We start from the raw sequence: 26,617 nt of genomic DNA, 5'->3' as shown, positions 1-26,617 counted from the left end.
ATGCAGACCATCGCCGCCGTCGCGCGTCAGCCGCATGCCGATTTCACGATCGAGACGCTCGACGTCGCGGCGCCGCGCGCGGACGAGGTGCTGGTCCGCATCGTCGGCGTCGGGCTGTGCCACACCGATCTGGTGTTCCGCGACCAGTTCGTCCCCTATCCGCTCCCCGCGGTGCTGGGGCATGAGGGCGCCGGGGTCATCGAGGCGGTCGGCGCGGAGGTGTCGGGATTGCAGCCGGGCGACCGCGTGGTGCTGGGCTTCTCCAGCTGCGGGCATTGCGCGCGGTGCGACGACGGGCTGCCCAGTTATTGCAGCGACTTCCCGCCACTCAATTATGCCGGCGGGCGGCTGGAGGACGGGTCGACGGCCTTCTCGGCTGGCGGCACGCCGGTGTCCTCGCACTTCTTCGGCCAGTCGAGCTTCGCCGCGTACACCGTCGTGCGGGCGCGCAACGTCGTGAAGGTCGTCGACCCCGATGCACCGCTGGAGATCCTCGGCCCGCTGGGCTGTGGGTTCCAGACCGGCGCGGGCGGCGTAATGCGGTCGATGGCGTGCCCGGCGGGATCGTCGATCGCGATCGTCGGCGGCGGGCCGGTCGGGCTCGCGGCGGTGATGGGCGCAGTGATCCGCGACTGCGCGACGATCGTGCTGGTCGAACCGGTCGCCGCGCGCCGACAACTCGCGCTCGACCTCGGCGCGACGCATGTCGTCGATCCGGCGGCAGGCGACGTCACCGCAGCAATCCGCGCGATCCTGCCCGGCGGCGTCGACTTCGCCTTCGATACCAGCGGGCGGGTCGCCGCGATCGAGGCGGCGCTGGCTGCGCTCGCCCCGCGCGGGATGCTCGGGCTGGTCGGCGTGCCGCCCAAGGCGGAGGACGCCGTCGCGATCAACATCGCGGGCATGATCACCTACGGCCAGCGCGTGGTCGGAATCATGGAGGGCGACAGCGATCCGCAGACCTTCATCCTTGAGCTGATCGCGGCACATCGCGCCGGGCGTTTCCCGTTCGACCGGCTGGTCACGACCTTCCCGCTGGCCGAGATCAACGCGGCGATCGACGCGCAGAAGCGCGGCGATTGCGTCAAGGTGGTGCTGATCCCATGACCGATACTCGCTTCGACGTCGTGATCGTCGGCGGCGGCCACGCCGGGGCCGCGGCGGCGATCGCGCTGCGACAGGAGAAGTTCGCCGGCACGATCGCGATCGTCGGTGCCGAGCCCGACCTGCCCTACGAACGCCCGCCATTGTCGAAGGAATATCTGGCCGGCGACAAGCCGTTCGACCGCATCCTGATCCGCCCCGCCGCTTTCTGGGAAGAGCGACAGGTCACCATGTTGCCCGGCACGCGCGTCGTGGCGGTCGATCCCACCGCGATGACGGTCCACACCGACGACGGGCAGGTGATCGGCTATGGCGACCTGATCTGGGCGACCGGAGGCGAGCCGCGGCGGCTGACTTGCGAGGGGCATCATCTGGCGGGCCTCCATGCCGTCCGCACGCGCGCGGACGTCGACCGGCTGCTCGCGGAGCTGCCCGACGCCCGCGACGTCGTGATCGTCGGCGGCGGCTATATCGGGCTGGAGGCGGCGGCGGCACTGACCAAATTCGGCAAGTCGGTGACGCTGGTCGAGGCGCTCGACCGTGTGCTGGCGCGGGTCGCGGGCGAACCGCTGTCGCGCTTCTACGAGGGCGAACACCGCGCGCATGGCGTGCGCGTGCTGCTCGGCGCGGCGGTGCGATGTATCGAGGGCGAGACCCGCGTCACCGGCGTCCGGCTGGCGAGCGGCGAGGTGCTGCGCGCCGATATGGTGATCGTCGGCATCGGCATCGTCCCCGCGATCGCGCCGCTGGCCGATGCGGGCGCGGCAACCGGAAACGGCGTTGCGGTCGACGCCTGCTGTCGCACCACCCTGCCGCATGTCTATGCGATCGGCGACTGCGCCGCGCATGCGAACCGCTTTGCAGACGGCGCGACGATCCGTCTCGAATCCGTGCAGAACGCCACCGACCAGGCTACTGTCGCCGCACGCGCGATCATCGGGCGCGAGGCGGCGTATGACGCGGTGCCGTGGTTCTGGTCGAACCAGTACGACCTGAAGCTACAGACGGTCGGGCTGTCGTCGGGCTTCGACCAGGCGGTGGTGCGCGGGGTGCCGGCGGAGCGCAGCTTCTCGATCGTCTATCTGCGCGAGGGCCGGGTGATCGCGATCGACGCGGTCAATGCGGTTCGCGATTACGTGCAGGGACGCGCGCTGGTGATCGCTGGCGCGCGCATTTCAGCGGAGGTGCTGGCGAACAAGACCCGCACGCTAAAGGAGCTCGCGACCACCTGACTTCACGTCATTGCGGGCGCAGATAACGCTCCCGCAGCGTGCGCTTGACCAATTTCCCAGTCGGCTCACGCGGCAGCTCGGCGACGAAGTCAACCCGCCGCGGCGTCTTCACGCCCCCCAGCGCCACCCGCGCAAACGCCCGCAACTCCGCAGCCAGCGCGTCATCGGCCACGACACCCGGCGCAGGCTGCACCACCGCCAGCACCATCTCCCCCATCTCCTCGCACGGCACGCCAATCACCGCGACGTCCGCGACCGCCGGATGGGTGACGAGCAGATTCTCGATCTCCTGCGGGTAGATGTTCACCCCGCCGGAGATGATCATGAAGCTCTTGCGATCAGACAGGAACAGATAGCCGTCCTCGTCGACATGCCCGACGTCGCCCAGCGTCGCCCAGCCGCGATGGTCGTGCGCCGCGGCGGTCTTTGCGGGATCGTTGAGATAGCGAAAGGCTGGCCCATCGCCGAAATAGACGTCGCCGGTCGCCCCGACCGGCAGCTCGTTCCCGTCATCGTCGGTGATATGCAACGTGCCCAGCACCGCGCGTCCTACCGATCCCGGCTTGCGCAGCCATTCCTCGCTCGACAGCGCGGTGATGCCGCAACTCTCGGTCCCGGAATAATATTCGTGGAGGATCGGCCCGACCCAGTCGATCATCGCCCGCTTGACCGGCACCGGGCACGGCGCGGCGGCATGGACGACCGCCCGCAGCGAGGACAGATCGTAACGCGCACGCACCTCCTCCGGCAGTTTCAGCATCCGCACGAAATGCGTCGGCACGAACGTGGCGTGGGTGACGCAGTGCCGCTCGATCAGCGCCAGCGTCGCCTCCGGCTCGAACCGCTCCATGACGATCGCCGTGCCGCCCAGCCGCTGCACCGTCATCGCCCAGCGCAGCGGCGCGGCGTGGTAGAGCGGCGAGGTCGACAGATAGACCGTCCCCGCATCCATGCCGTACAACCCCGCCCCCATCCGCGTCAGCGGCGTTTCGTGCGCGATCGGCCCGTCGGGAAGTTCGGGCATCACGCCCTTCGGCCGCCCGGTGGTGCCCGACGAGTAGAGCAGGTCGGTCCCCGCACTCTCGTCGGCGATCGGGGTAACCGGATGCCCCGCCACCGCCGCGGACCAGTCGCCGAACCGGTCGTAACCACCGTCCCACACGAACGCCGCCAGTTCGGGATGCCCGGCCAGCGCCTCGCGCGCCAGATCGCGGCAGGTGGGCGATACGACCAGCAACTTCGCCCCCGAGTCACCAAGGATATAGGCGATATCGCGCGCGCTCAGCTTGTTCGAGATTGCGGTCTGGTACAGCCCGGTGCGCTGCGCGGCCCAGCCGAACACGAACACCTCCGGCGCGTTGGCGAACAGCGTCGCGACGACGTCGCCGTGCTTCAGCCCCAGGCTGCGCAACTGCCACGCACTGGCATTCGATCGTTCGTCGAGTTGCCGATAGCTCAGGCGATCGCCGCTCTCGGCCATGACGACCGCCGCCTTGTCCGGCCACCGGACGGCATGTTCAGCCGGGTGCATCTGTCCTCTCCATCGTATTTTGTACCCGGAGGAACCACGCGTGCGGACCGGCGGCAATCGCCGCGCAAGAAATGTCGAAATCGGCGCGCGCGACGAACAATCGTCAGCGCGGCGCGACCCCCTCGATCAACATCGCGACCATCCGCTCCGCCACCTCGGTCGCGCCCAGCGTACCGCCGGGCACGAACCAGCGCGCGGGCCAGTTGAGCGCGCCAGCCAGCGCGAACGCCAGCAACTTCGGATCATCCGCCACGACCGATCCGTCCGCGATCCCCGCCGCGATCAGGTCGCGCAGCGCATCGTCGATCTCACGCTTCAGGCTGCGGAAGCGCGCTGCACTGTCGGGCGACAGCGCCTCGTCGCCGGTGCGGATCACGCAGCGTCCGAAATCGTCCATGTTGATCCGCGCATAACGGATCAGGAAGTCGCGCAGGCGGTCGATCCCCCGCCCCGGCTCCGCCGCCGCGACCGCCGCCGCCTCACGCAACTGCCCCAACCCGATCGACACGCATTCCAGCAGCACCTGATCCTTGTTGCCGAGGTGGTGGTAGATTGTCGGTTTCGACACGCCCAGGCTGGCCGCGACATCATCGAGCGACGTCGCGTGAAAGCCGTGTTCGTTGAACATCCTGACCGCCGCCAGCAACAGCGCGTCGCGCTTCGCCGCGCGGCTGGCAAGCCGCTGCGCACGGTCGGGGAACGGCGATGGCGGCTCGGCGGGCATCGTTTTGGCCATGCCGGACTATTGACACCCGACCCGCGGGAACGCAACCTACTCATCAGTAGCATTTAGTCGGAACGGTAGATGATTCTTTCCGAGACCCAGACCGCCATCCGCGACACGGTGCGCAGCTTCGCGCAGGAACAGGTGCGCCCGCACGGCGCCGCCTATGAGGCAGCGGGCGGCTTCCCGCCCGAGCTGTTCCGCGAACTGGGCGCGATGGGGTTGCTGGGAATGACCGCGCCTGCCGAGCTGGGCGGCGCGGCGGCGGATTACGTGTCCTATGCGCTCGCGCTGATCGAGATCGCCGCCGCCGACGGCGCGCTGTCGACGATCGTGTCGATCCAGAATTCGATCATGGTGTCGGGGCTGCTCAAGGACGCCTCCCCCGCGCAACGCGAGCGCTGGCTGCCCCCGCTGATCGCCGGCGACGCCATCGGGGCGTTTGCGCTCACCGAGGCGGATGCCGGGTCGGACGCCGCCGCGCTGCGCACCCGCGCGACGCGGGTCGCGGGCGGCTGGCAACTCGATGGCGCGAAACAGTTCATCACCTCGGGGCGGATCGCCAAGGTGGCGATGGTGATCGCGGTCACCGACCCCGCGGCGGGGCGCAAGGGCATGTCGGCGTTCCTCGTGCCGACCGACACGCCAGGCTATTCGGTCGACAAGGTCGAGCACAAATTGGGACAGGCCGCGTCGGACACCTGCGCCTTGCGCTTCGACGCCTGCATGGTCCCCGACGACGCGCTGCTCGGCGCGGAGCGGCGCGGCTATGCGATCGCGCTGTCCAATCTGGAGGCGGGGCGGATCGGCATCGCCGCGCAGTCGGTCGGGATGGCGCAGGCGGCGCTCGACATTGCGATCGATTATGCGCGCGACCGGGCGAGTTTCGGCAAGCCGATCATCGAGCATCAGGCGGTCGGCTTCCGGCTAGCCGATCTCGCCACGCGGCTGGAGGCGGCACGGCTGATGGTGCTGCACGCCGCCGCGCTGAAGGATGCCGGGCAACCCGCGCTACAGGCGGCGTCGATGGCGAAGCTGTTCGCGTCCGAAGCGGCGGAGGCGATCGTCTCGGGCGCGATCCAGACGCTCGGCGGCTACGGTTATCTCGAGGAATATGGCCTCGCCAAGATCTACCGCGATGTGCGCGTCTGCCAGATCTACGAGGGCACGTCGGACATCCAGCGAATGGTGATCGCACGCGGCCTCTGACGAACGAAAATATACAGGAGAGAGTGGGATATGCGGATTGAGGGCATGGCCGCCATCGTCACCGGCGGCGCTTCGGGGCTGGGCGGCGGCACCGCGAGGCGACTCGCCGCGGCCGGGTCGAAGGTCGCGATCTTCGACCTGAACGCCGACATGGGCGAGGCGCTGGCGACGGAGATCGGCGGCCACTTCGTGCGCGTCGACGTGACCGACGAAGACGCGGTCGCGAACGCCATCGCGGAGGCCGAGGCGGTCAACGGCAAGGCCCGCATCCTCGTCAATTGCGCCGGGATCGGACAGCCTGCGAAGGTGATCGATCGCGAGGGCCAGCCGCTTCCGCTCGCGTCGTTCGCGAAGATCATGACCATCAACCTGCTCGGCACCTTCAACGTGCTGTCGAAGTTCGCCGCCGCGCTGCACGCCGCCGATCCGGTCGGCGAGGAACGCGGCGTGGTCGTCAACACCGCCTCGGTCGCGGCCTATGACGGGCAGATCGGCCAGGCCGCCTACGCCGCGTCGAAGGGCGGCGTGGTCGGCATGACGCTGCCGATCGCGCGTGAGCTGGCGCGCTACGGCATTCGCGTGATGACGATCGCGCCGGGCATCTTCTGGACGCCGCTACTCGCGACGCTGCCGCAGGAGGCGCAGGACTCGCTCGGCGCGCAGGTGCCCTTCCCCTCGCGGCTCGGGCAGCCCGACGAATATGCGCGGCTGGTCGAGGCGATCGTCACCAACCCGATGCTCAACGGCGAGACGATCCGGCTGGACGGCGCGATCCGCATGGCGCCGCGATGAGCGCGCGCGCGGAGGAAATCGGCGCGCGGGTCGCGGCGTTCGTGCGCGAAGTGGTCGTGTCCTACGAACACGACCCGCGCCGCACCGCACACGGGCCGAGCGATGAACTGGTCACCGAACTGCGCGAGAAGGCGCGCGCGGCGGGGGTGCTGACCCCGCACATCCTGCCCGACGGCACGCACCTGACGCAGCGCGAGACGGCATATGTCCTGCGCCAGTCCGGCCTGTCGCCACTCGGCCCGCTGGCGGTCAACACCGCCGCGCCCGACGAGGGCAATATGTACCTGCTCGGCAAGGTCGGCACGCCGGAACAGAAGCGCCGCTTCCTCGACCCGCTGGTGCGCGGCGAGGCGCGGTCGGCGTTCTTCATGACCGAACCCGCCGAGGACGGCGGTGCCGGCTCCGACCCGTCGATGATGCAGACCACCGCCACGCTTGATGGCAATCACTGGGTCGTCGACGGGCGCAAGGCGTTCATCACCGGCGCGGACGGCGCGGCGATAGGGATCGTCATGGCGAAGTCGAATGACGGCGCGTGCATGTTCCTGGTCGACCTGCCCGATCCGGCGATCGTGATCGAACGCGTGCTGGACACGATCGACAACTCGATGCCCGGCGGCCATGCGGTGGTACGCATCGACAACCTCCGCGTCCCCGCCGACCAGATCCTGGGGCACAGCGGCGAGGGCTTCAAGTACGCGCAGATCCGCCTCGCCCCCGCCCGGCTGTCGCATTGCATGCGCTGGCTGGGGGCGTGCGTCCGCGCGAACGAGATCGCGACCGATTACGCGTGCCGGCGCCACGCGTTCGGCAAGCCGCTGATCGACCACGAGGGCGCCGGCTTCATGCTGGCCGACAATCTGATCGACCTGAAACAGGCCGAGCTGATGGTCGACTGGTGCGCCGACGTGCTCGACGGCGGCGCGAACGGCGGCGCGGAAAGCTCGATGGCCAAGGTCGCGGTGTCGGAGGCGCTGATGCGCGTCGCGGATCGCTGCGTCCAGGTGATGGGCGGTACGGGCGTAACGGGCGACACGATCGTCGAGCAGGTGTTTCGCGAAATCCGCGCCTTCCGCATCTACGACGGCCCGACCGAGGTCCACAAATGGAGCCTCGCCAAGAAGATCAAGCGCGACCGGAAGGACGCGAAATGACGTACCGCTACATCAAGGTCACGCGCGAGGGGCGGCTGACGATCGTCACGATCGACCGGCCGGAAGCGCACAACGCGCTGAACGCCGCTGCACATGACGAACTCGCCGCCGCGTTCGACGCCTTCGCCGCCGATCCCGAACAATGGGTCGCGATCATCACCGGCGCGGGCGAGAAGGCGTTCTGCGCCGGCCACGACCTGAAGCAGCAGGCGTCGGGCGGCGGGATGTCGACCCCGGCGACCGGCTTCGCCGGGCTGACCGCGCGCTTCGACATGGCCAAGCCGGTGATCGCCGCGGTCAACGGCGTCGCGATGGGCGGCGGGTTCGAGATCGCGCTGGCCTGCGACCTGATCGTCGCGGCACGCTCGGCGTCGTTCGCGCTGCCCGAGCCACGCGTCGGGCTGGCGGCACTGGCGGGCGGGTTGCAGCGGCTGCCCCGCGTCGTCGGCCTCAAGAATGCGATGGGGATGATGCTGACCGGGCGACGCGTCGGCGCGGAGGAAGGCCAGCGGCTCGGCTTCGTCAACGAGGTCGTCGATGGCGACATGCTGGCGGCGGCGCGGCGCTGGGCAACCGAGATCCTCGCGTGCAGCCCGATGGCGGTGCGCGCCACCAAGGAAGCGGTATTGCGCGGGCTCGACACCCCAGCCGAACGTTTCCTGCGCGAGCAATGGGAGTATCCCGCCATCGCCGCGATGATGACGTCGCAGGACGCGGTGGAGGGACCGGCGGCGTTCGCGGAAAAGCGCACCCCCGCATGGACCGGGCGATGACCGGCGCGCTCAGCCAGGCCGCCAACGCCGGCACTACCGCGGTCCGCGACGCGCATCGCTTCGACGAAGCCGCGCTCGCCGCGTGGATGGCGGAGCATGTCGTGGGCTTCGCAGGGCCGCTGACGGTCGAGCAATTCAAGGGCGGCCAGTCCAACCCGACCTATCGGCTGCACACCCCGACCGCCGCCTATGTGCTGCGCCGCAAGCCGCCCGGTTCGCTGCTGAAGGGCGCGCACGACGTGCTGCGTGAGGCGCGCATCCTCACCGCACTGGCGAAGACGATTGTCCCGGTCGCGCCGATCCATGGCGTCTGCGCAGACGACGACGTGATCGGCACGCCCTTCTTCGTCATGGGACTGGTCGAGGGCCGCATCTTCTGGGACGCCACCTTCCCCGACGTGTCGCGGGAGCATCGCGCCGCCTGTTTCGACGCGATGAACGCCACGCTCGCGGCGCTGCACGGCGTCGATTACGAAGCGGTCGGGCTCGGCGATTACGGCCGCCCCGGCAACTACTTCGCACGGCAGATCGCGCGCTGGTCCCGGCAGTATCGCGAAGACACCGACGCCGGGTGCGACCCCGCGATGGACGCGCTGGTCGAGTGGCTGCCTGCGAACATCCCGACCGACGACGAAACGCGGATCGTCCATGGCGATTTCCGCTGCGACAACATGATCTTCCACCCGACCGAACCGCGCATCCTCGCGGTGCTCGACTGGGAATTGTCGACGCTCGGCCATCCGCTCGCCGACTTCGCCTATCACGCGATGATGTACCGGATGCCGCCCGAGATCGTCGCGGGGCTTGCAGGCGCCGACATCGCCGCGCTCGGCATCCCGACCGAGCAGGACTATATCGCGGCCTATTGCGCGCGCACCGGGCGCGCGGCGATCCCGGACTACGACTTCTACGTCGCGTTCAACTTCTTCCGGCTGGCGGCAATCTTCCACGGGATCAAGGGCCGCGTAATCCGCGGCACCGCCGCCTCCGCGCACGCACGCAACCGCGCCGCCAGCTTTCCGCAGGTCGCCCGTCTGGCCCTTGACGCGATGGAGGCCTGTCGATGACCACCGTCCTCCTGCACCGCGACGGCGCGGTCGCGCGCATCGTGCTGAACCGTCCCGAAAGCGGCAACGCCATCGATCCCGCGCTGGCGGACCGGCTTGCCGAGGTCGCGGCGGACGTCGCCGCCGACCCCGCGATCCGCTGCGTCGTGCTGACCGGCGCTGGCCGACTGTTCTGCGCGGGCGGTGACGTCTCCGCGATGGCCGCGGCGGGCGATGCGGCCAACGCGTTCCTGCGCGCGCTGGCCGACACGCTCCACAGCGCGCTCAGGACATTGGCCACGATGCCCAAGCCGCTGATCGTGGCGGTCAACGGCCCCGCCGCCGGGGCGGGCCTCAGTCTGGCGCTGCTCGGCGACGTGGTGATCGCGGCACGCTCCGCACATTTTACCGCCGCCTATACCGCGATCGGCCTGACGCCCGATGGCGGGATGAGCTGGCTGCTCCCGCGCATCGTCGGTCTGCGCCGCGCGCAGGCGATGATCCTCACGAACCAGCGTGTTTCGGCGGAAGAGGCAGCGCAGCTGGACATGGTCACCTGCCTCGCCGACGACGCCAACCTCGACATCGTCGTGGCCGACTTCGCTGCGCGGCTGGTGGCGGCACCGACCGCGGCGATCGGCGCGGCGCGCGCCCTGATCCTCGACGGCGCCACCGCCACCTTCTCCGATCATCTCGATCGCGAAGCCGCGACCATCGCCGTCGCCGGCGACCAAGCCGAAGCGCGCGAGGGCATCGCCGCCCTGCTCGCGCGCCGCAAACCCTCGTTCGAAGGAGCCTGATCCGATGGCCGAAGCCTATATCGTCGATGCCGTCCGAACCGCCGGGGGCCGCCGCAACGGCCGGCTGGCTGGCGTCCACCCCGCCGATCTCGGCGCGGCGGTGCTCGACGCGTTGGTCGATCGCACCGGCATCGACCCGGCGGCGATCGACGACGTGATCCTCGGCTGCGTCACGCAGGCCGGGGAGCAGTCCTTCGCGTTCGGGCGCAACGTCGTCTTCGCCTCGAAACTGCCCGACAGCGTTCCCGCCGTAACGATCGACCGCCAGTGCGGATCGTCGCAACAGGCGATCCACTTCGCTGCGCAGGCGGTCATGTCGGGCACGCAGGACGTGGTGATCGCGGCGGGCGCGGAGAGCATGTCGCGCGTGCCGATGTTCTCGAACCTGTCGCTTCACCAGAAGGAAGGGATCGGCATCGGCCCGGTCAGCGAAAGCATCGCCGCACGCTTCGGCATCGCGGAATTCAGCCAGTTCAAGGGCGCGGAGATGATCGCGCGAAAGCACGGCTTCGACCGCGTCGCGCTCGACCGCTTCGCGCTGGAAAGCCACCGCCGCGCCGCCGCCGCGACCGAGGCGGGCGCGTTCGATGCGGAGATCGTCCCGGTGCTGGTCGATGGCGAACCGCACGTCCGCGACGAGGGCATCCGCTACGACGCGACGCTGGAGAGCATTGGCGCGGTGAAGCTGCTGGCGGAGGGCGGCGTCATCTCCGCCGCCAACGCCAGCCAGATCTGCGACGGGGCGAGCGGCGTGCTGGTCGTCAGCGAGCGCGCGCTCAAGGAACACGGCCTGACCCCGATCGCGCGGATCGTCGACATGACCGTCACCGCGGGCGACCCGGTCATCATGCTGGAGGAGCCGCTGTTCGCCACCGACAAGGCGCTCAAGAAGAGCGGGCTGTCGATCGATGCGATCGACCTCTACGAGGTGAATGAAGCGTTCGCGCCGGTGCCGCTCGCTTGGGCCGGGCACGTCGGCGCGGACCCGGCGAGGCTGAACGTCAACGGCGGCGCGATCGCGCTCGGCCATCCGCTGGGTGCAAGCGGCACCAAGCTGATGACGACGCTGATCCACGCGCTCCGTGCCCGTGGCAAGCGCTACGGCCTGCAAACGATGTGCGAAGGCGGCGGGATCGCCAACGTGACCATCGTCGAGGCGCTGTGATGGCGCTGCGGACACGCATTACCGAGCTGCTCGGGATCGAACATCCGATCGTTCAGGGCGGGATGATGTGGGTCGGGCGCGCCGAACTCGCTGCCGCGGTCTCGAACGCCGGCGGGCTGGGCATCCTGACAGCGCTGACCCAGCCGACCCCTGACGATTTGCGTCGTGAGATCGCGCGCTGCCGGACGCTCACCGACAAGCCGTTCGGCGTGAACCTGACCATCCTCCCCTCGGTCAGCCCCCCGCCCTATGCCGAATACCGGCAGGCGATCATCGACATGGGCGTCACCATCGTCGAAACCGCCGGACATCGTCCGCAGGAGCATGTCGAGCATTTCAAGGCGCACGGGCTGACCGTGATCCACAAATGCACAGCCGTCCGCCACGCATTGTCGGCGGAGCGGATGGGCGTCGACGCGATCTCGATCGACGGTTTCGAATGCGCCGGCCATCCCGGCGAGGACGATATTCCGGGGCTGATCCTGATCCCTGCCGCCGCGGACAAGGTGACGGTACCGATGCTGGCCAGCGGCGGGTTCGGCGATGGGCGCGGGCTGGTCGCGGCGCTCGCGCTGGGTGCGGAGGGGATCAACATGGGGACGCGCTTCTGCGCGACGGTCGAGGCGCCGATCCACGACGCGGTCAAGCAGCTGATTGTCGCCAATGACGAGCGTGCGACGAACCTGATCTTCCGCCGCTTCCACAATACCGGGCGCGTCGCGAGGACGAGCGTGTCCGACAAGGTGGTCGCAATTTCCTCGCAACCCGAGGCGGTGTTCGAGGACATTCGCCCCCTCGTATCGGGTGCGAAGGGCCGCATCGCGCTGGAGACCGGCGATCTCGATGCCGGGCTGGTCTGGGCCGGACAGGTGCAGGGGCTGATCCACGACGTGCCCACCTGTCGCGAGCTGATCGAGCGGATCGTCGGCGAGGCGGAGGCGATCATCGCCGCGCGGCTCTCCGGCTTCCGCGCGGCTGCCTGAGATGGGCGCGCTCACCGGGCTGCGCGTGGTCGAGTTCGCCGGCATCGGGCCGGGCCCGCATTGCGCGATGATGCTCGCCGATCATGGCGCCGAGGTGATCCGCATCGATCGCGAAGGCGGCAACGGCTGGCCCAACCCGATCATGGATCGCGGGCGCATCACAATGACGCTCGACATCCGCACCGACGCCGGACGCACCGCCGCGCTCGACCAGTGTGACCGTGCCGACGTGGTCATCGAGGGGTTCCGGCCCGGCGTCATGGAACGGCTCGGCCTCGGCCCGGAGGTGGTGCTCGCACGCAATCCTGCGCTGGTCTATGGCCGGATGACCGGCTGGGGACAGGACGGTCCGCTGGCGCGCCGCGCCGGGCACGACATCAACTACATCGCGCTGACCGGCGCACTGGACGCGATCGGCGAACCGGGCCGCCGCGCGATTCCGCCGCTCAACCTGGTCGGCGATTTCGGCGGCGGATCGATGTTCCTCGCCTTCGGCATCCTCGCCGCCTTGTGGGAGCGGGAGCGATCCGGGCAAGGACAGGTGGTCGACGCCGCGATTGTCGACGGGGTCAGCCACCTCATGACGATGTTCACCGGCCTGCTGCCGTCCGGCCGCCTCTCGCTCGACCGCGCGCACAACATGCTCGGCGGCAGCGCACCCTTCTATCGCACCTACAAATGCGCGGACGATCGCGAGGTCGCCGTGGGCGCGATCGAACCGGCGTTCTGGTCGCAACTGCTCGACATTCTAGGCCTGACCGACACCGGCCTGTCCCAACGCGAACAGGATTGGCCGAAGACGACCGAAACGCTCGAAAACACGTTCCTGACCGCTCCCCGTGACCACTGGATACAGCTGTTCCGCGACACCGATGCGTGCGTAACACCCGTCCTATCGGCTCAGGAAGCGACACGCGACGAGCATCTCACCGCACGAAACACCTTCATCAACCAGCAAAACCTTGCCCAAGCCACCGCCGCCCCCCGCCTGTCACGCACACCTAGCGCGGCTCAAACAGGCCGCTAAAAATCTTATCCGCTTGTCACCGGGCCTGCACCTATCAGCAGTTGATGAAGCGCTCGTGCGTGCCCTCCGCTATCGCCACTGGCATGAACTTCGAACAGTCCTCCCTCAACCGCCGCAACAGCATCTTGCTAGTTCGGCGCCATCATGACCATCATTCTTGAGCTGGTAGATGCCTTAAAGCTTGCAGATTCCTATGTTCAGGCTGGCCTGATACCGCATCAAACGACCGATGCGCATGCATGGCCTGAGGGCGCGTCCGCGACGTCGTGGCCTGCTCAAGCACGGTGGTTTGCGGTCGGTCGTTGCCGACAACATCCTCGACCGCCAGTTCCCCGCCGAGGCGCCCAGACAGCGGTTGATCGGCGACTTCCCCTACAATCTGGACCGGTACTCCGAAGCTTGCAGCCTTCCCCAAAGCTTCTCGATAAAACGGAGCCGCGTCGCGGTTGGGGAGGTCGGAAGCACGGGAAATGCAGGCTCGGTTTCCTGATGCCTCCTGGTCTGATCATCTTACGATGAGCCGGGAAGAGGCCGTCGTCCGCCGCCCGCGGTAACGGCCTAGGAGACCCACACCCGGACGCCGAGCGCGGCTTAGCCCCTTCCCAGAACCGGACGCCCATTCATCTACTCGGGGCAACCGCCAAACCGCTCGTCGCTAGCGGCGGATCCGAGCTGATCCATTAGGGGCAGTCTCCCTCAGCAACGCAGTCGCGATCCAAAAATATGGTATGTGAGCAGGAGAGCATGTTGCTCGAGATACGGCATCGGGCGCCGTCAAATCCCACTCGCAATGATCGGTACCCCGACCGCTTCAGCGACGTTGGCCCTTCCCCGGGACGCTCCGCGCCTATTCTGATCTTACTTGGCCACCTGTCTTGGTGAAAGCGTCTTTTGAAGATCGGTGATAATCTCGCGTTCAAAGGGATGCAGATCGATCCCGGGTAGACGTAAAGCTGCAACGGCGAGCACCAGGGCGTCGTTCAGCGTCTCGGGGTCGCCCCCGGCGGCGGCCAGCTTCCGCGCGGTTTCCGGGGGGACTCCGTACTCGTCCAGCGCGAAGGCGTTCGCGTTCATGAACAGGCTCCCCGCTCGAGAGGCCAGCAGGTTGTAGTCTCCCACCGTCGTCCGCCCGGCGCGCGTCAGCACTTCTGCCTGTATGTGACTGATTGCCATCAAACTGCGAGGAAACGTGTAGCCGACGTACCGCCGCATGAACTGCAAAGTCTTCTCGACGGACTCGCTTGTCGTCTGATATTCAGATTTGTTCTCCAAGCGGTGATCAATGTAGGAGCGAAAGGTCTTCGCGACGCGGAGCCTGTCGAGCTCCGCCTTGAGCGCCTTCCCGCTCTTGATGCCGTATTGGCTCAGCGCGGCCCCATCGAGGTGGTCGTGTATGAGTTCACAGACCATCCTCAGCTGGAAGGGCTGGGGCATTCCGGACCAGACGAGCGCGTCCTCGAGCAGGACGATGTCTCTCGAAATTACGTCGTGGAGGGCGTATTGCCGTCCGAGCTCAATGTGCCGGTTCAGACGGAGGGTCTGGATGGAGAGAGGGCTCGACGCGATGATTTCGCCGACGCGCGCCTTCGATACCGGCGTCAGCTCCTCCTCCGGTAGTTCCAGGATGAGGGAGGCGGGGGTGTTCTCGTCCTGTCGGCCGACGGCGACGTCGACGGATAGCGCCTCGTCGGCGGGAGCGGCTTCCAGAACGAACACCTTGCCGATGAAGTATCGACGCATGCGGCCGGCACGTCCTGCGATGTTGCGGAACGTGAAGTTGTCGAAACCGGTCGTCTTCACCCGACGATCGTAAACGATGACGTTCTCCGCCACGGTGTTGATACCCTCGATGAGGGTCGACGTGCAGATGATGTGCCGGATGTCGCCCGCGTCGAAGGCGCGAACCATGTATTGCTGGATTGCGCGGGGGACGTTCCCGTGATGTATTCCGAGACCTCGTTCGAGCGCCCTAGTTAGTATCCACTCGCCCGGATATTCGCGCCGCAGCCAGTCCACGGCGTCGGCGGTCGCCTCGCTCAGCTCGAAGGAGCCGTGCGCGAGCAGATGCTCGGCGAGCAGGCTGGCCCGCGGCGGGGACTGACAGTAGATCAGCGTCGGACTCTCGAGGTCGGAGCACAGCTCGATCAGCTTGTCCTTCCGCTCGTCGCTGTTGTCCGGATAGCTGAATTCGACGATGTCGAGCGCGACGGTCGAGAATTCGGATGGAACGAATACGGGATTGTAGCGGGCGGCTATGCCGACCACCGCGCCGACCGTCGGACCGATGAGGTAGAACTGCGCTCCCTGTCCCGCCAGCCGCGCGAAGATCAGATTGAGGTCCACGGCGCGATCCGGGTCCTTGTCACCGACGATCAGCTTGTAGAACTCGTCGATGACGAAGAACTCGACCGATCCCAGGTCGTCTCGGGCCAGCGCGCGTTCTTGGGTCAGCACGAAGACGGCCGGTCGGTGGGGATCCGGAGTCTGGCTGGGATGGGTGATGATATCATGGCTCGCCGCGAAGCGTCCCCCCAGTCGACGACGCGTCTCGTCGATTAGCGCGATCGTCGGCACGATGATCGCGATGTGCCGAAAGCGGCCCGTGGCGATGACGGCGTCCACGACGAGGCTCTTCCCGACGCTTGTCGTCGCGCTGAGGACCACGTTGCGCCTGCGCAGGAGGTCGTGGAAGATCTGCAGCTGTAGGGTATGGAACAGCAGGTCGCCGTCCGGAACAGGCGCACGATGGGCCTCCAGCACGTAGAAGTCGTCGATGGACCGGTTCTGCTCCGGATCGGCGTAGGGAATCAGGCCGACGACGCGGACGAGGCTGTCGAGGAGCGGGATGAAGTCCGGTCGAATTCGATCTCTTATCGCGAGCGCTCGGATCACGAGGTCTCTCGCGGTGGACTGCCGGCCGCTGTCGTTCGCCAGCGCGCTGATCGTCCGGAGCACTCCGAAGGTGTCTTCGGGAGAGATGCGGTCGCCGGCTAGCGCCCCCCTTGCTTCCTCGGGGGTCATCGACCGGCTCTCAGGGCCGTCTCGAACGCCCGGGCGAGCGTGGCGGCGCACTCGACGGGGATCAGGAAGATGTGGATGCGGACATCCCCGAAGTCGACGTGGAGTTCCGCCTTTAGCTTCTCGTATATGCCTTCGGCCTCGGCACGCAGCCCTTCGAGGTAATCCGCCGAGAAGCCGCGGCCTAGGGTCGCGCTGTCGTAGGCGATCAACAGGGGAACGTGGAGGACGGCCAGTAGGTCGTCGACCCTGCCGTGCGCCGCCATGGATCTGCCGAGCTCGTGATCGCTAAGATGGGCGGGGTGGCGCAGCTGAAGTATGATCTCCCGTTCCTCCCTGAGCACGTTCCGATCGAGGGAGGCCTTGAGGCTCGCGGCCACGGCGGACGGAAGGGCGGCCCTGTCCGCCGCGACGGTGACCCTGGTCTGTCCCAGCCAAAGCTGGTCGCCGGCATCATCGAAGACAATGTGCGCGCTTCCGAACGTCATCAGGCCTCCGCTCATGTGGAATATCTTACAGGCGATCGGCTCCGAACCGTGGTGGTGCCTGAGGATGGCATGGAGCATCAGCTCGGTCAGTAGCTCCTGCGTCGGCAGCGCGCCCCGCGCGTCGCAGGCCCTAATCGCCCGTGACAGAACGGCGCGCGCGGACAGGTGGTCGAAGGTCGCCAGAATCTCGGGCGGAAGCACCACCTCGGGTATCCAGTCGATGAGGTGGCGGACGAGTTCCTCGGAGCGCCAGCGCTCGCCGTCGTATTCGACGTCGTAGGCAGCGAGCGTGCGGCTGATGGCGCTCTCGTCGGAGAGCATGAAGCGGGAGAAGAACTCGTCCGTTCTCACGCGGTAGACCTTGACGGTCCTCCGCGTCTCCGCCGCGAAGGCGGCGATGCGACCTCGCCACCATGCCCGGGCAGCCTCCCGGGAGATGCGCTTGCGTTCGGGTGTGAGGACGCGGGACGCATCGCCCGCGTCGATCACAATGTTCAGCAGCTGTCCGTAGGCCGCCTCCACGTCGACGGTGCTCGGTCGCTCGCCCTGCTTGTTCGCGAGCTTGTGCAGTTCCAGCGTGTTCCGGTCTGCAAGCCTCGCGAGATCCGGCTCCACCTCCCACAGGAGCCTGTCGCACCAGTCGCCGAGGCTACGGCCGTTGATAGACCTGAAGCTGGGATACCTCTTGGCGATTGATGCGCTGGCGGCCTGGAGGGCCGCGTCGGTGGGGGACCTCGAACCAGGAGGCCTCTTGAACGAGGCAAGGTTGCCCCTCGGCTCCCGATTCGTGACTATGCGGAACGACGGTTCGCCCGGGTGGGCGTCGCAGGCAAGCGAGCGTTCGGCGATCGAGCTCCCCTCCCTGCCATCCTCGCGCGCCAGGAGCGCCGTCGCCGTCCACTTGTCCTCATTGTCGGTCGTCTTTACCTGCACATATTCATTGTCGGTCCCGCCGTCGGCAGCCGAGCGGCGGATGGTTATGTCGTCGGCCGTCTCGCATTCGATCTGCGCAATGCCCGGATCCGATAGCATCGCGATGACGTAGCTCGCTGCGACGTGGTCCTGGTGCTTCTGCCCGCGTCGTCCGGCAACTCCCCCTGCATCGGAGGCCGTCGCTGGATCGATCAAGCTGTCGAATGGCATAAAGGCGAGTTTCCGACCGGTAGGCGGTTCACCACCTAAGCGCATGATGCCGATCGTTTGATGATCCCGTCAAGGCGGCTATGGTGCTGGGACGTTAACCAAGTTGGGTCGCGATGCCGAAGAAGTCTGTAAGTCTCGACAACGGCCGCATGTGGCCGTCCCAGAAGGCCGCGGAGATCTATTTCAGGGAAATCCGGGACCGATATCCCGTCGGAGGGACTGTCACCGCCGAAACGGATCATGACGATCTGCTCGCCCTAATTCGACGGCACGATCTTTTGGTCGCCGACGGCCCAGCGAAGGAGGGTGTCGGCGTCCGACGCTTCGAAGTTCGGAGGAACTTTACCAACGGCGGCCACACCCTCGGGTTTTGGATCATCCGGACGGATGGGACCGAGACCGACTTTAGCTTCATAAGAGCGGTGGCAGGCGCCCCACGTCCTCTCTCCAGTCAGCTGACTGACGCCTGCCGCGAGCTCGTGCGCGACGATCTGGAGAGCGCCCGCATCGAATACTTCGCGCTTCACGCGGATGGTACGGGCCGCGTGGAATGCGGGATCACCGGAGCCATGATCCCCGAAAGGGGTAGCGGGTTCGAATACGTTGGACGCAGTTTCTCTTCCATCGTCTCGGACTGGGCGCTCTCAAACGGCTGGCACGAGGGTCCGCCACCGGGGACACTGACTGCGCCCGCCGATGCGCAGACCGCAGTAGTCTTCGCCGACCGCGCGGCTGCTGCCGATTTCCGTCGCTTCCATCGCGCGCATGCCCGCGTCGTGATCGTGGATCGCGAGGCCAGGGGCGGGACGGTCCGCGATGACGCCGTGATGCTCGAGTTTTGAAGAGGCTGTTCGAAACCGGTTCGGAAGGCCGCCCATCCACTCAAAAGACCCACAAGCCGTCATTCACGGCCGTTTGAGCGCCGCCCAAAATCGGTCAATCGCTCAGATGCTGCGTCACGGCTGAACTGAGGCGGCAGCGGACTAACCGGTTTTAACGGCACTATCGCTCAAGCGGTCATTGAGATCACTCGTGGCGCAAGGCCTCTATGCGCGACAGTTTGGCACGCCGATGCGTGACGGCAAGCGCGCACGATCATCGCAGCTCATGATCGATGAAATTTGGCGCCAGGTTCACCGCCTCGATCCGATGCTTACCGGAATCTTTGGCAAGTGGATGCAGGATGAACGTCACGCCGTCAAGAACTGCGTCTTGAACCGGCCGAACCAGGCTCTCGCCATGGACGAATATGGCGCGTCATCGGCGGTCGTGGCCTTGATCTCGGCGAGGGTGCGATCCCGGAGAAGTCTTAGGCGGGCGGCGACACCCGCGGCGGGTGTTCCGGCGAGCGTCGCTGCGACTGCGGGGTCTTCCAGTTCCTGGATCGACGAGGCCAGATCGATCACCATGTCCCCGAGATATTCAAGACGGCGCAACAACCGCGTGCGATCCTCGACCAGCTTCTGGCGGTTGAGACCGTAGACCTGGATCGACACAGCGCCGCGCTCGGCGTGAGGCTGGTCGCCAGCAGGAAGTATTAACCCGGCGGGGTATTTGGGATCAAAGCTATAGGCTAGGCTACTGGCCGGGTCGTCGCGACACGGGTTCAGCAGAAGGGCATGTTCGTCGCTGAAGTCCATTGCGTTGTAGACTGCCCGCGCACCCGAGCCGGCGAGTGGAAAACTATCCTTTTTGCCAGCTTGACCGCTGATCGGTTTGGAGGTGCGCGCAAGTTCTTCGAGGTTGGTAGAGACCTCGAAGATCCGCTGCCCGCGCTTCCGGTTACAGTCGATGCAACTGGGTAGGAGATTGTCCCAGTCCATGGCGACCCACCAATAGCCGCCATGCGCCGGATCCTCCGCAACCGCGCCCTTCGGGCGATAATGTTCGATATCGACTGGCGCGGTCGCGGAGTAGGATGTTTCGCAGTAAGCGCATTTGCCGTGGAAGAGCTGTTCAAGCGCGCGCCGGACATCAGCACGCTTATATGCCTTATATTCGAACGCCTTTTTCGGTTGTGGTTTGCCGCGATGCTCCACGGCGGCAAGCAATTCCTTCGGTCCCGCCTCCCCTGGCAGGAGGGACTTAGGGGCATGCACCGCATCGCGTGCGACCTTGCGCACGGTTAGAGCGTCTCGAGCGCGCGCAGGATCTCGGCCTTCGCGTCGTCTCGCAGTTTTGCCAATGTCTTGCTGCTCGCATCACGGCGCTTCTGCAGATACTCTGCTACCGCGCCTTGCACGAGTTGATGGACTTCGCTGGAGCCCACCGGCAGCGCCATTGCGATGTCCTCTTCGAATTTCTGAAGGACCACGGCATCCGTGCCCTGCAGGCTCTTGTCTTCCCTGCTTCGGATCAACTCGGCGATGTGCGCGAGCCGGCGATCGGAACTTGCGTCATCGCTCGACAGTAGCTGGAAGAAATCCGAGGTCAGCAGCTGCTCGATGCGCATGTTGGCGACTTCCGGCAGGCCCGCCATCTGTTCAACGAGGATCGGCAGATTGCTTGCCTGGTCGCTGTCATTCGACGCCACGCGCTGGAGGACGCAGACTTCCCCGTTGCTCATGCCGCGCAGGCACAGCGGATCGTGCGTGGTGACGATGAAAGTCATTCCCGGCAAGGCTTTGCGCAGGCTGGTCATCACCTGGACTTTCCAGCGTGGATGCAGATGGGCCTCGATCTCATCGATGAGCACGATGCCCTGCGCGGTCTCGAAGCTCTCGAACTTCTCATAGACTTGCGGGTCCAGCAGACCACGCATGATGTCGCACACCATGGCCAGCATTGATCGGTAGCCCGACGATACCGATTGCAGCGGTGCCTTGTTGTAGCGCACCTGGCCATCGGGATCGGTGATCGAGGTGACCATCCGCAGCTGGCTGCCGACTTTCTGGATCACATCGAATGCGCCCTCGATCGACAGCAAGTCGTGGAGCGTCCGGATCACCAGATTGAAAGTGTCCGCGGGCAGGCTTTTGAGCCACGGCTCGGGGTTGGACAGCGTGCTCCCGTCGAACAGGTTGCGGATGTGCTTGTGAGGCGCGGAACGGCGTGACTGGATAAGATATCGGCGGAACGCACCATAGGCGAATACCGGAACCTGTTGATTGCCGAACTCGCTTCTCACAATCGGCGAGCCCTGATCGATTGTCAGACTGATAGACTGGTTGTTGACCAGGGTGACCTTGATATCCGCGCGCTTAGGACTCGTCTTACGGTCTCCCCCCATTTGCGAGGCATCGAGCACAAGCTGCGACCAAGGCAATTCGAGCGCGGTGCGCGCCGGCCCGCTGGTCAGCGCAAGAGCAATGGCTTCGAGAATTGAGCTCTTGCCGGTGGCGTTCTCGCCGAGAATGACGAGTGATGGCGCCGTTGGTCCCGGCATATCGAGATCGGGTGGTGGCGGTGCGGTGAATCGGAGTTGGAGCCTCTCGATCGCTTTAAAATTGGAGATCTCCACTGCGGCGATGGGCGTCCGCAGCGAATAGATCGCAGCTAGCCGCCACCGACCCGCGCGCAAGCCTTCATCCTCACGCGCGATCGCGGCAAGCGCGTCGCGCACGCGATCGGGCGCATCACTTGTCGCAGACAGCTTCAAGAAGAAGGTCCGAATATGGGCACGCGACGTGCGCCATTTCACGCCCCTCGATCCGCCGACCCAGCGCGCGATACGCCGCAGCATCAGGAACCAGCTGCCGCCGAATTCCATCCTCTGGAAATCGAACAGGTGCTGCCAGTCATTGCCCTGCGTTTCCTCTGGCTCATTGCGGACCATTGACAGGAGCCGGTCGATCCGCGCGGCATAGGTTTGGTAGCGCTGGCCCTTTCGATCGTCGCGGTTTAGCTCATAGATGACCGTCGTGAGCTCGCCCCGCCGCGATTCTCCGACGATTTCGCCGTTCAGCTTGGGGATGAGATGTCGCTCGAAGCCCGTGTCGCTGACCGGATCGAGCAGCAGCGGCTCCTCCTTCGGCGGGTAGGACGGCCACACACCACCGCCGCGTTCCAGATAATTGTTAAGCTGGGGTCCTTGAGGAAGCTTGGCGCGCTCCCCCGCAACAGGAAATTGTGGCTCTTTTGGTATGCAGCCGCGGCAGATCGGAAAAAAATTCTGCCAAGCATCGCCGAGCCACAAATAATAGAGATGGCTCGTGTTCCGGCTGTCCTCGCGTTGCGGCAACGCGTTTCCGGCGGGCCGCAAACGATGGGCAACTAGCTCGTCCTCAGCCTCGCAGAAAGCGCAGCGGCCGTACGACATTCGAGCCAGCGCGGTGACAAGATCGCTATCGTCGCTGCGCAGGCCCGGCGGCGGAACCGGTGTCTGCGCGCGTCGCTTTGCCGGAAGCGAAAAGAATTCGCGCATTCGTTCCCGACCCGATTGCGCTGCGCGTGACATGAGAGCGGCGGGGGGTTCGTCCGGACGGTCAATCTGCTGCACTTGCCCCTCCTGTCAGCACGGGTAACGCCTCGATGCGGCGGGCGAAGGCGACGACTTCACCCGGCTTCCATGCTGCAATATCACCGTCCGCGACCGCATGGGCATACGCTGCGGCGGCCATCGACATTCGGTATCGAACGGCGGGATGGGTCTCGGCGAGCTCAAGGATCGCATCATAGGAGACGGCCCCGCTGATTTCGTTGAGGAGCTCGAAAAGCCGCTCGCGCGCGTCCTGGGCGTCGTCGCGCAAGATTGGCGAGAACACGCCGGTGCCAGCACGTCGAAGATCGTTTTCGACCGGAATCTCGTGATGCATCATCAAATAGAGCTGCTTGAGATAGGTAGGTGATTTGTAATTGCCAAACCCATTCGCCGCACTCCCATCATCGCGTCCGCCGAGCAGCGCGACGATGAACGCCATCGCGAACTGGAGGTGATCGGCCAGTGTTCCCGCTCGAAACAGATCGCCCAGCGAAGCAATCGCGGCTCCCGGCTCGCTGTCGACCCACATCGCGTACCATGTTGGCTTCTGGTCGTCCGGCGTTTCAGGGTCGCCAAGCTTTTGTCGCGCGAGCAGTGCGACGTCGGCGTCGCTCGCGCCCTTGCCGCTCATGATGATCGTTCGCACGTGGCGCAGCGTTGTCAGGCTGGGAGCCTGGTTGGACCGGAGCCAGTTGAGCAATGCGTCGCCGAATTCCCGGTGCAGCCAGGGCGCATAATAGACGAGGTCACTCAGTGCATAGTGAAGCGTCTCGTTGGGCGGGGTGTTGCGGAGTTCCCAAAGGATCTCGGCCCAAAGAAAGTCGAAGCCGATCCTCGGTCGCGCGCGGTAAAGGGCCTCGAACCAACGCGGAAAGCCGTTCAGTTCCCACATGACGTATCGAAAGGCGCGCCGCGCATGGGCTGCAGTGAGCGCCGCCGCCGCGCCCATTCGCGAGAGTTCGATGTCGAGCCCGGCCATCGCGAAGATCAGGGCGTAGGGGATCTGGTTAATATCGTTCCCCTCCGATCGCAGACCCGGCTTGTAGCCGCGCCAATAGGCAATCGCGGCGTCGCGATAGGCCTTGGCAACCTCGCGACCATATTGCGGGACCAGCGCCTGCCAGTCGGCGCCCTGCGCCCGGTTCTGGCGCAATCCCTCACCTTCGATCTCGCGCAGCAGATTATAGTGGATGCGTGCAAATTGTCCGCGCTTTACGCCGGGCGGATTGCGGACCATGGCGGGATTGGCGGTGATTTCCGCGACAAAGGTCCCCTTGTCGCGCTTGTCGCGGCGATCGCGCTTGGCAAGCTCGCGCTTGTGGTTGCGCTCCCACTTCCGGTGCTCGCGAAACGTCTCCGACTCTGGCGGATCGAGCTTGATCGCCAGAGCCGCACCAAGCGATGCATCGCCGGCAACAGCATCGCGCATCGCGGTCAGCCACGCATCTGGTCGCTCATTCTGCGCGAACGTCGTGAAGCTGCGGGCGAGGGCTACCAATTTATCGTCGCCATCGTCGCGCGTCGTTACCCACGCTAATGTCCGTGCGAAGCTCGCTGCGTCGAAACTCCAGAAATGCCCGATGAACGTGATCGGCCAGTCGTCGGTCAACTGCCCGCCCGAGGCTTGCTTGGCGGCCCGGTAGGCGTCGACGGTATGCCAGAACAGAGCGTCGTTGAGCTCAAGCCAGCCCGGGACCAGGACGTCGACCTTCGACTTACGGTCCTGATAATCGTCCTGCCGCCAAAAGCGCAGCGCTGGCACCCCGGCAAGAATCGCTAGCGAATCAGCGGACAGCGCGGCCGGCGAGCGGGCTTCAATCAGCCGCTCCACGACGTGAAGCGCCGGACTCATCAGCCACTGATATTCTTTCGAGACGTGGCACTCCCCGCGCTCCACATAGGGTGGCTGCTCGAACAGGGACTGCAGCCCCTTGATCAGCAGGCCAAGGGCACCGCCAGACTCATCCGTTCCATCCACTTCGGCGTGCTCCACGAAGCGATTAACGGCCTGCGTCAAGCCCGTCGCCTCGAATTGCTGATGGGGTTCGAGGCGCTCGATCGATGCAAGCAAAAGAGCGACCGTCTGGTTCTCAACCGCTGCATTTTCGGCGAGTTCGGCCAGCAGTCGCCGCGGAATGGCCGACGAACCAGTATTGATTGCATCCCAGAGCAGGTGGATCTGGTCGCGCGTGCCGATCGTCATCACCGCGCGGATCGACACCAGCCGCGCGTAAATGCCGCGGTCCGAATCAGTCGCCACTTCGATCAACGGAGGAAGGCATGCGGCTAGCCTGCCTTGCCAGACCAGTCGCCCGAGGACAAAGATGGCGTCATCGTTGGCCAGATATTTCTCGACCAGTGCGAGAACGAAGTCTTCGAGATCAGCCTGCGCGATGCGGGCGATCGCGGCATTGTCGAGGCCTCTAAGGAGTGATGCGGGATCGACCACATGCTCCATCAGCGTCGAAAGCAGCGCCTGGCGTGGCGCTAGCGGCAAGCTCGCCGGATCCCCGCCTTCGATGGCGACTGCAGGATGCGCCGTCAGGACGCGGTCGCGAACCACGGCGTCGAACACGATCAGCCACGGCAGGAGCGGCCTCAAGCGGGGAGTGAGAATGTCGACGCCATAGGGAGCAGCATAGATCAGCCGCTCGATCTCGGCGCGCCCCGCGCTGCGACCGAATACTGTCTCCGCCCATTCTGCGGCGAGAAGGTCGCGGACTTCACGGTGGCGGAAACGGACTTCGCCAAAGATCGGGTCCCCAAACACGCCGCTTGTCAGAAGTTGCTCAATCCGGCGAGTGTTCCATCCGACCAGCAGAGGCTCGGCATCGATCGCCTGGACGCTACCGACACCGGGCAATCGGATGCTGGACAAACCCGTCAAGCTCGCTGCCACGGCCAGCAGTCGCACCGCCGCGTGAGCCGGTTCACGGTCGGCATCGGAAAAGTTCGCCGCCAGCAACCGCGAAACGCTGCCCTGCAAAACCTCGAGACGATTACCCAGCGCGCCGTTCGCTTTCCAAGTGGCGATCAGGTCGCCTAGGTCGAACGGCGCGCGTGCCAGCGGAAGGAGATTTCTGTGTTCCAGGGCCGCCAGGAAAGCGTCGCGGTCAGTTATGCCGCTCGCGGCGGCAAATTGACGAATGTCGATGTCGTTGAGCGGCGCAAGCAGATAGACTGACAAGCCGGATCGGGAGCCGTCGGCATCGTCCGATATCTCGTCCTCATTGCCGTCCGACCTGGACGCCGGCGCGCGTTCTACCGGCGCAACGGCGCCGCCAGTTAGCCCCTCCGCGCCGTCGAGTTGGTCGTCCTCGACGCTGCCGAGTCCCTGCTCGAGCAAAGGCTGGTGGGGAAAAATTTCTGTGATGAGCGCGCGATCGAGGGACGCGCGCCAAGCATAGGGTCGGCTGGTGATGTAGATATGGGCTCGCTGGAGCGCGCCTTGCAGCCGAGCCGCAAATAGTCGGATCGCCGCCTCAAAGGCGCGAGGCTCCGACAGGCGCAGCTCATCGACAGAATCGAGAAAGAACCATGCTTCGCTGGTCCCAGCCAACCACCTGTCGAAACTCTCGGCAGTGCCGATTTCAAAAGCTTGGCTGAAGTTCGAGCCGAGATCCTCGAGCCTAAGAAAGAACGCCGGCTTGTTGGCGTCAACGAGGCGCTCGGCGGTGGTTCGAAGCTCATGGGTCTTGCCTGCCCCTGCATCGGCCAGGATGACGACGCGATATTCCTCCAGCAGCGTGTCCCACCGCTTGCGTCCGCCATGCGACAAGCTGGGCCACATGTCCTCAAGCGGCACATCCTCATTCTGATAAGGCGAAGGGAGGGCCGTAAAGTGACGCGTGATGGGTACGGACTGCATCATCTCTCCGCCGCACAGAATGAAGTCTCAGCGAAGGTCAGCAATGCGCGGCACAAGCGCAATCGCGACGTCGATGATACAGTCTGTTTCGGGCACTCGTATCCAACCATGCCACATCCCCCTGCTGGAGATGAGCCTAG

At 65.9% G+C, this 26,617-nt stretch carries 19 protein-coding genes and 1 pseudogene; 13 read left to right on the top strand and 7 right to left on the bottom strand.

Annotation, left to right across the window (positions count from 1 at the left end):
• Both PGN16_RS16115 and PGN16_RS16110 read left to right on the top strand, forming a co-directional pair.
• Positions 1–1,107 carry an NAD(P)-dependent alcohol dehydrogenase gene (locus PGN16_RS16115; protein ID WP_335310398.1) on the top strand — a complete coding sequence of 369 codons (1,107 nt, stop codon included), beginning with the start codon at positions 1–3 and terminating at the stop codon, positions 1,105–1,107.
• Positions 1,104–2,336, top strand: coding sequence for an NAD(P)/FAD-dependent oxidoreductase (locus tag PGN16_RS16110; protein ID WP_335310397.1), 1,233 nt, complete (start codon positions 1,104–1,106; stop codon positions 2,334–2,336). The genes PGN16_RS16115 and PGN16_RS16110 overlap by 4 nt, the downstream gene beginning before the upstream one ends.
• A 7-nt stretch (positions 2,337–2,343) precedes the next feature.
• Here PGN16_RS16110 and PGN16_RS16105 read toward each other — a convergent pair whose 3' ends face one another.
• A complete protein-coding gene (locus PGN16_RS16105) occupies positions 2,344–3,867 on the bottom strand; it encodes an acyl-CoA synthetase (protein WP_058756355.1) in 1,524 nt (507 codons plus the stop codon).
• Between the two features lie 103 nt (positions 3,868–3,970).
• Entirely contained in the window at positions 3,971–4,603 is a 633-nt protein-coding gene (locus tag PGN16_RS16100) for a TetR/AcrR family transcriptional regulator (RefSeq protein WP_058756356.1), read from the bottom strand.
• A gap of 69 nt (positions 4,604–4,672) precedes the next feature.
• Here PGN16_RS16100 and PGN16_RS16095 point away from each other — a divergent pair, with 69 nt between their 5' ends.
• The 10 genes and pseudogenes from PGN16_RS16095 to PGN16_RS16050 form a co-directional block, all read left to right on the top strand.
• The gene (locus PGN16_RS16095; protein WP_058756357.1) at positions 4,673–5,800 is read left to right on the top strand and encodes an acyl-CoA dehydrogenase family protein; all 1,128 of its coding nucleotides are present in this window, start codon (positions 4,673–4,675) and stop codon (positions 5,798–5,800) included.
• A gap of 30 nt (positions 5,801–5,830) precedes the next feature.
• Positions 5,831–6,592, top strand: a complete 762-nt coding sequence (locus PGN16_RS16090) for an SDR family NAD(P)-dependent oxidoreductase (protein WP_335310396.1) — start codon at positions 5,831–5,833, stop codon at positions 6,590–6,592.
• A complete protein-coding gene (locus PGN16_RS16085; protein WP_335310395.1) occupies positions 6,589–7,746 on the top strand; it encodes an acyl-CoA dehydrogenase family protein in 1,158 nt (385 codons plus the stop codon). Before PGN16_RS16090 ends, PGN16_RS16085 begins: the two co-directional genes overlap by 4 nt.
• A complete protein-coding gene (locus tag PGN16_RS16080; protein WP_335310394.1) occupies positions 7,743–8,519 on the top strand; it encodes an enoyl-CoA hydratase-related protein in 777 nt (258 codons plus the stop codon). Before PGN16_RS16085 ends, PGN16_RS16080 begins: the two co-directional genes overlap by 4 nt.
• Positions 8,516–9,586, top strand: coding sequence for a phosphotransferase (locus PGN16_RS16075; RefSeq protein ID WP_335310971.1), 1,071 nt, complete (start codon positions 8,516–8,518; stop codon positions 9,584–9,586). The genes PGN16_RS16080 and PGN16_RS16075 overlap by 4 nt, the downstream gene beginning before the upstream one ends.
• Positions 9,583–10,365 carry an enoyl-CoA hydratase/isomerase family protein gene (locus PGN16_RS16070; protein ID WP_335310393.1) on the top strand — a complete coding sequence of 261 codons (783 nt, stop codon included), beginning with the start codon at positions 9,583–9,585 and terminating at the stop codon, positions 10,363–10,365. Before PGN16_RS16075 ends, PGN16_RS16070 begins: the two co-directional genes overlap by 4 nt.
• A gap of 4 nt (positions 10,366–10,369) precedes the next feature.
• Positions 10,370–11,530 carry an acetyl-CoA C-acetyltransferase gene (locus PGN16_RS16065; protein WP_335310392.1) on the top strand — a complete coding sequence of 387 codons (1,161 nt, stop codon included), beginning with the start codon at positions 10,370–10,372 and terminating at the stop codon, positions 11,528–11,530.
• Positions 11,530–12,513, top strand: coding sequence for an NAD(P)H-dependent flavin oxidoreductase (locus PGN16_RS16060; protein ID WP_335310391.1), 984 nt, complete (start codon positions 11,530–11,532; stop codon positions 12,511–12,513). The genes PGN16_RS16065 and PGN16_RS16060 overlap by 1 nt, the downstream gene beginning before the upstream one ends.
• Before the next feature lies 1 nt (position 12,514).
• Positions 12,515–13,540 (top strand): CaiB/BaiF CoA transferase family protein, encoded by a 1,026-nt coding sequence (locus PGN16_RS16055; protein WP_335310390.1) that lies wholly within the window; start codon positions 12,515–12,517, stop codon positions 13,538–13,540.
• A gap of 211 nt (positions 13,541–13,751) precedes the next feature.
• Positions 13,752–13,916: pseudogene (locus PGN16_RS16050) on the top strand (IS3 family transposase); the annotation flags it as partial.
• A 482-nt stretch (positions 13,917–14,398) separates the two neighbouring features.
• On the opposite strand, the gene PGN16_RS16045 reads toward PGN16_RS16050, so the two are convergent.
• A complete protein-coding gene (locus tag PGN16_RS16045; protein WP_335310389.1) occupies positions 14,399–16,561 on the bottom strand; it encodes a DEAD/DEAH box helicase in 2,163 nt (720 codons plus the stop codon).
• Positions 16,558–18,189, bottom strand: a complete 1,632-nt coding sequence (locus tag PGN16_RS16040) for a HamA C-terminal domain-containing protein (RefSeq protein WP_335310388.1) — start codon at positions 18,187–18,189, stop codon at positions 16,558–16,560. Before PGN16_RS16040 ends, PGN16_RS16045 begins: the two co-directional genes overlap by 4 nt.
• 113 nt (positions 18,190–18,302) lie before the next feature.
• Between PGN16_RS16040 and PGN16_RS16035 the strand changes: the two genes are divergently transcribed.
• Positions 18,303–19,031 (top strand): DCL family protein, encoded by a 729-nt coding sequence (locus tag PGN16_RS16035; protein WP_335310387.1) that lies wholly within the window; start codon positions 18,303–18,305, stop codon positions 19,029–19,031.
• Between the two features lie 348 nt (positions 19,032–19,379).
• Here PGN16_RS16035 and PGN16_RS16030 read toward each other — a convergent pair whose 3' ends face one another.
• Genes PGN16_RS16030 through PGN16_RS16020 form a run of 3 tightly spaced genes read right to left on the bottom strand, consistent with a single transcriptional unit; the run spans position 19,380 to position 26,477 of the window.
• Positions 19,380–20,312 (bottom strand): hypothetical protein, encoded by a 933-nt coding sequence (locus PGN16_RS16030; RefSeq protein ID WP_335310386.1) that lies wholly within the window; start codon positions 20,310–20,312, stop codon positions 19,380–19,382.
• A gap of 2 nt (positions 20,313–20,314) precedes the next feature.
• Positions 20,315–22,627, bottom strand: coding sequence for an AAA family ATPase (locus PGN16_RS16025; RefSeq protein WP_335310385.1), 2,313 nt, complete (start codon positions 22,625–22,627; stop codon positions 20,315–20,317).
• Positions 22,614–26,477: a hypothetical protein gene (locus PGN16_RS16020; protein ID WP_335310384.1), complete on the bottom strand. Its 3,864-nt coding sequence runs from the start codon at positions 26,475–26,477 to the stop codon at positions 22,614–22,616. The genes PGN16_RS16025 and PGN16_RS16020 overlap by 14 nt, the downstream gene beginning before the upstream one ends.
• Positions 26,478–26,617: the final 140 nt, after the last annotated feature.

Origin of the sequence: Sphingomonas phyllosphaerae, from assembly GCF_036946485.1 — a bacterium.
GTDB classification, from domain to species: domain Bacteria; phylum Pseudomonadota; class Alphaproteobacteria; order Sphingomonadales; family Sphingomonadaceae; genus Sphingomonas; species Sphingomonas phyllosphaerae_E.
The sequence above is the reverse complement of the archived record's forward strand: the minus strand, read 5'-3'. Positions and strand labels throughout refer to the sequence as shown.

Coding starts and splice junctions, on each gene's coding strand:
- PGN16_RS16115 (WP_335310398.1), top strand. CDS start 1: ATGCAGACCATCGCCGCCGTCGCGCGTCAGCCGCATGCCGATTTCACG.
- PGN16_RS16110 (WP_335310397.1), top strand. CDS start 1,104: ATGACCGATACTCGCTTCGACGTCGTGATCGTCGGCGGCGGCCACGCC.
- PGN16_RS16105 (WP_058756355.1), bottom strand. CDS start 3,867: ATGCACCCGGCTGAACATGCCGTCCGGTGGCCGGACAAGGCGGCGGTC.
- PGN16_RS16100 (WP_058756356.1), bottom strand. CDS start 4,603: ATGGCCAAAACGATGCCCGCCGAGCCGCCATCGCCGTTCCCCGACCGT.
- PGN16_RS16095 (WP_058756357.1), top strand. CDS start 4,673: ATGATTCTTTCCGAGACCCAGACCGCCATCCGCGACACGGTGCGCAGC.
- PGN16_RS16090 (WP_335310396.1), top strand. CDS start 5,831: ATGCGGATTGAGGGCATGGCCGCCATCGTCACCGGCGGCGCTTCGGGG.
- PGN16_RS16085 (WP_335310395.1), top strand. CDS start 6,589: ATGAGCGCGCGCGCGGAGGAAATCGGCGCGCGGGTCGCGGCGTTCGTG.
- PGN16_RS16080 (WP_335310394.1), top strand. CDS start 7,743: ATGACGTACCGCTACATCAAGGTCACGCGCGAGGGGCGGCTGACGATC.
- PGN16_RS16075 (WP_335310971.1), top strand. CDS start 8,516: ATGACCGGCGCGCTCAGCCAGGCCGCCAACGCCGGCACTACCGCGGTC.
- PGN16_RS16070 (WP_335310393.1), top strand. CDS start 9,583: ATGACCACCGTCCTCCTGCACCGCGACGGCGCGGTCGCGCGCATCGTG.
- PGN16_RS16065 (WP_335310392.1), top strand. CDS start 10,370: ATGGCCGAAGCCTATATCGTCGATGCCGTCCGAACCGCCGGGGGCCGC.
- PGN16_RS16060 (WP_335310391.1), top strand. CDS start 11,530: ATGGCGCTGCGGACACGCATTACCGAGCTGCTCGGGATCGAACATCCG.
- PGN16_RS16055 (WP_335310390.1), top strand. CDS start 12,515: ATGGGCGCGCTCACCGGGCTGCGCGTGGTCGAGTTCGCCGGCATCGGG.
- PGN16_RS16045 (WP_335310389.1), bottom strand. CDS start 16,561: ATGACCCCCGAGGAAGCAAGGGGGGCGCTAGCCGGCGACCGCATCTCT.
- PGN16_RS16040 (WP_335310388.1), bottom strand. CDS start 18,189: ATGCCATTCGACAGCTTGATCGATCCAGCGACGGCCTCCGATGCAGGG.
- PGN16_RS16035 (WP_335310387.1), top strand. CDS start 18,303: ATGCCGAAGAAGTCTGTAAGTCTCGACAACGGCCGCATGTGGCCGTCC.
- PGN16_RS16020 (WP_335310384.1), bottom strand. CDS start 26,477: ATGCAGTCCGTACCCATCACGCGTCACTTTACGGCCCTCCCTTCGCCT.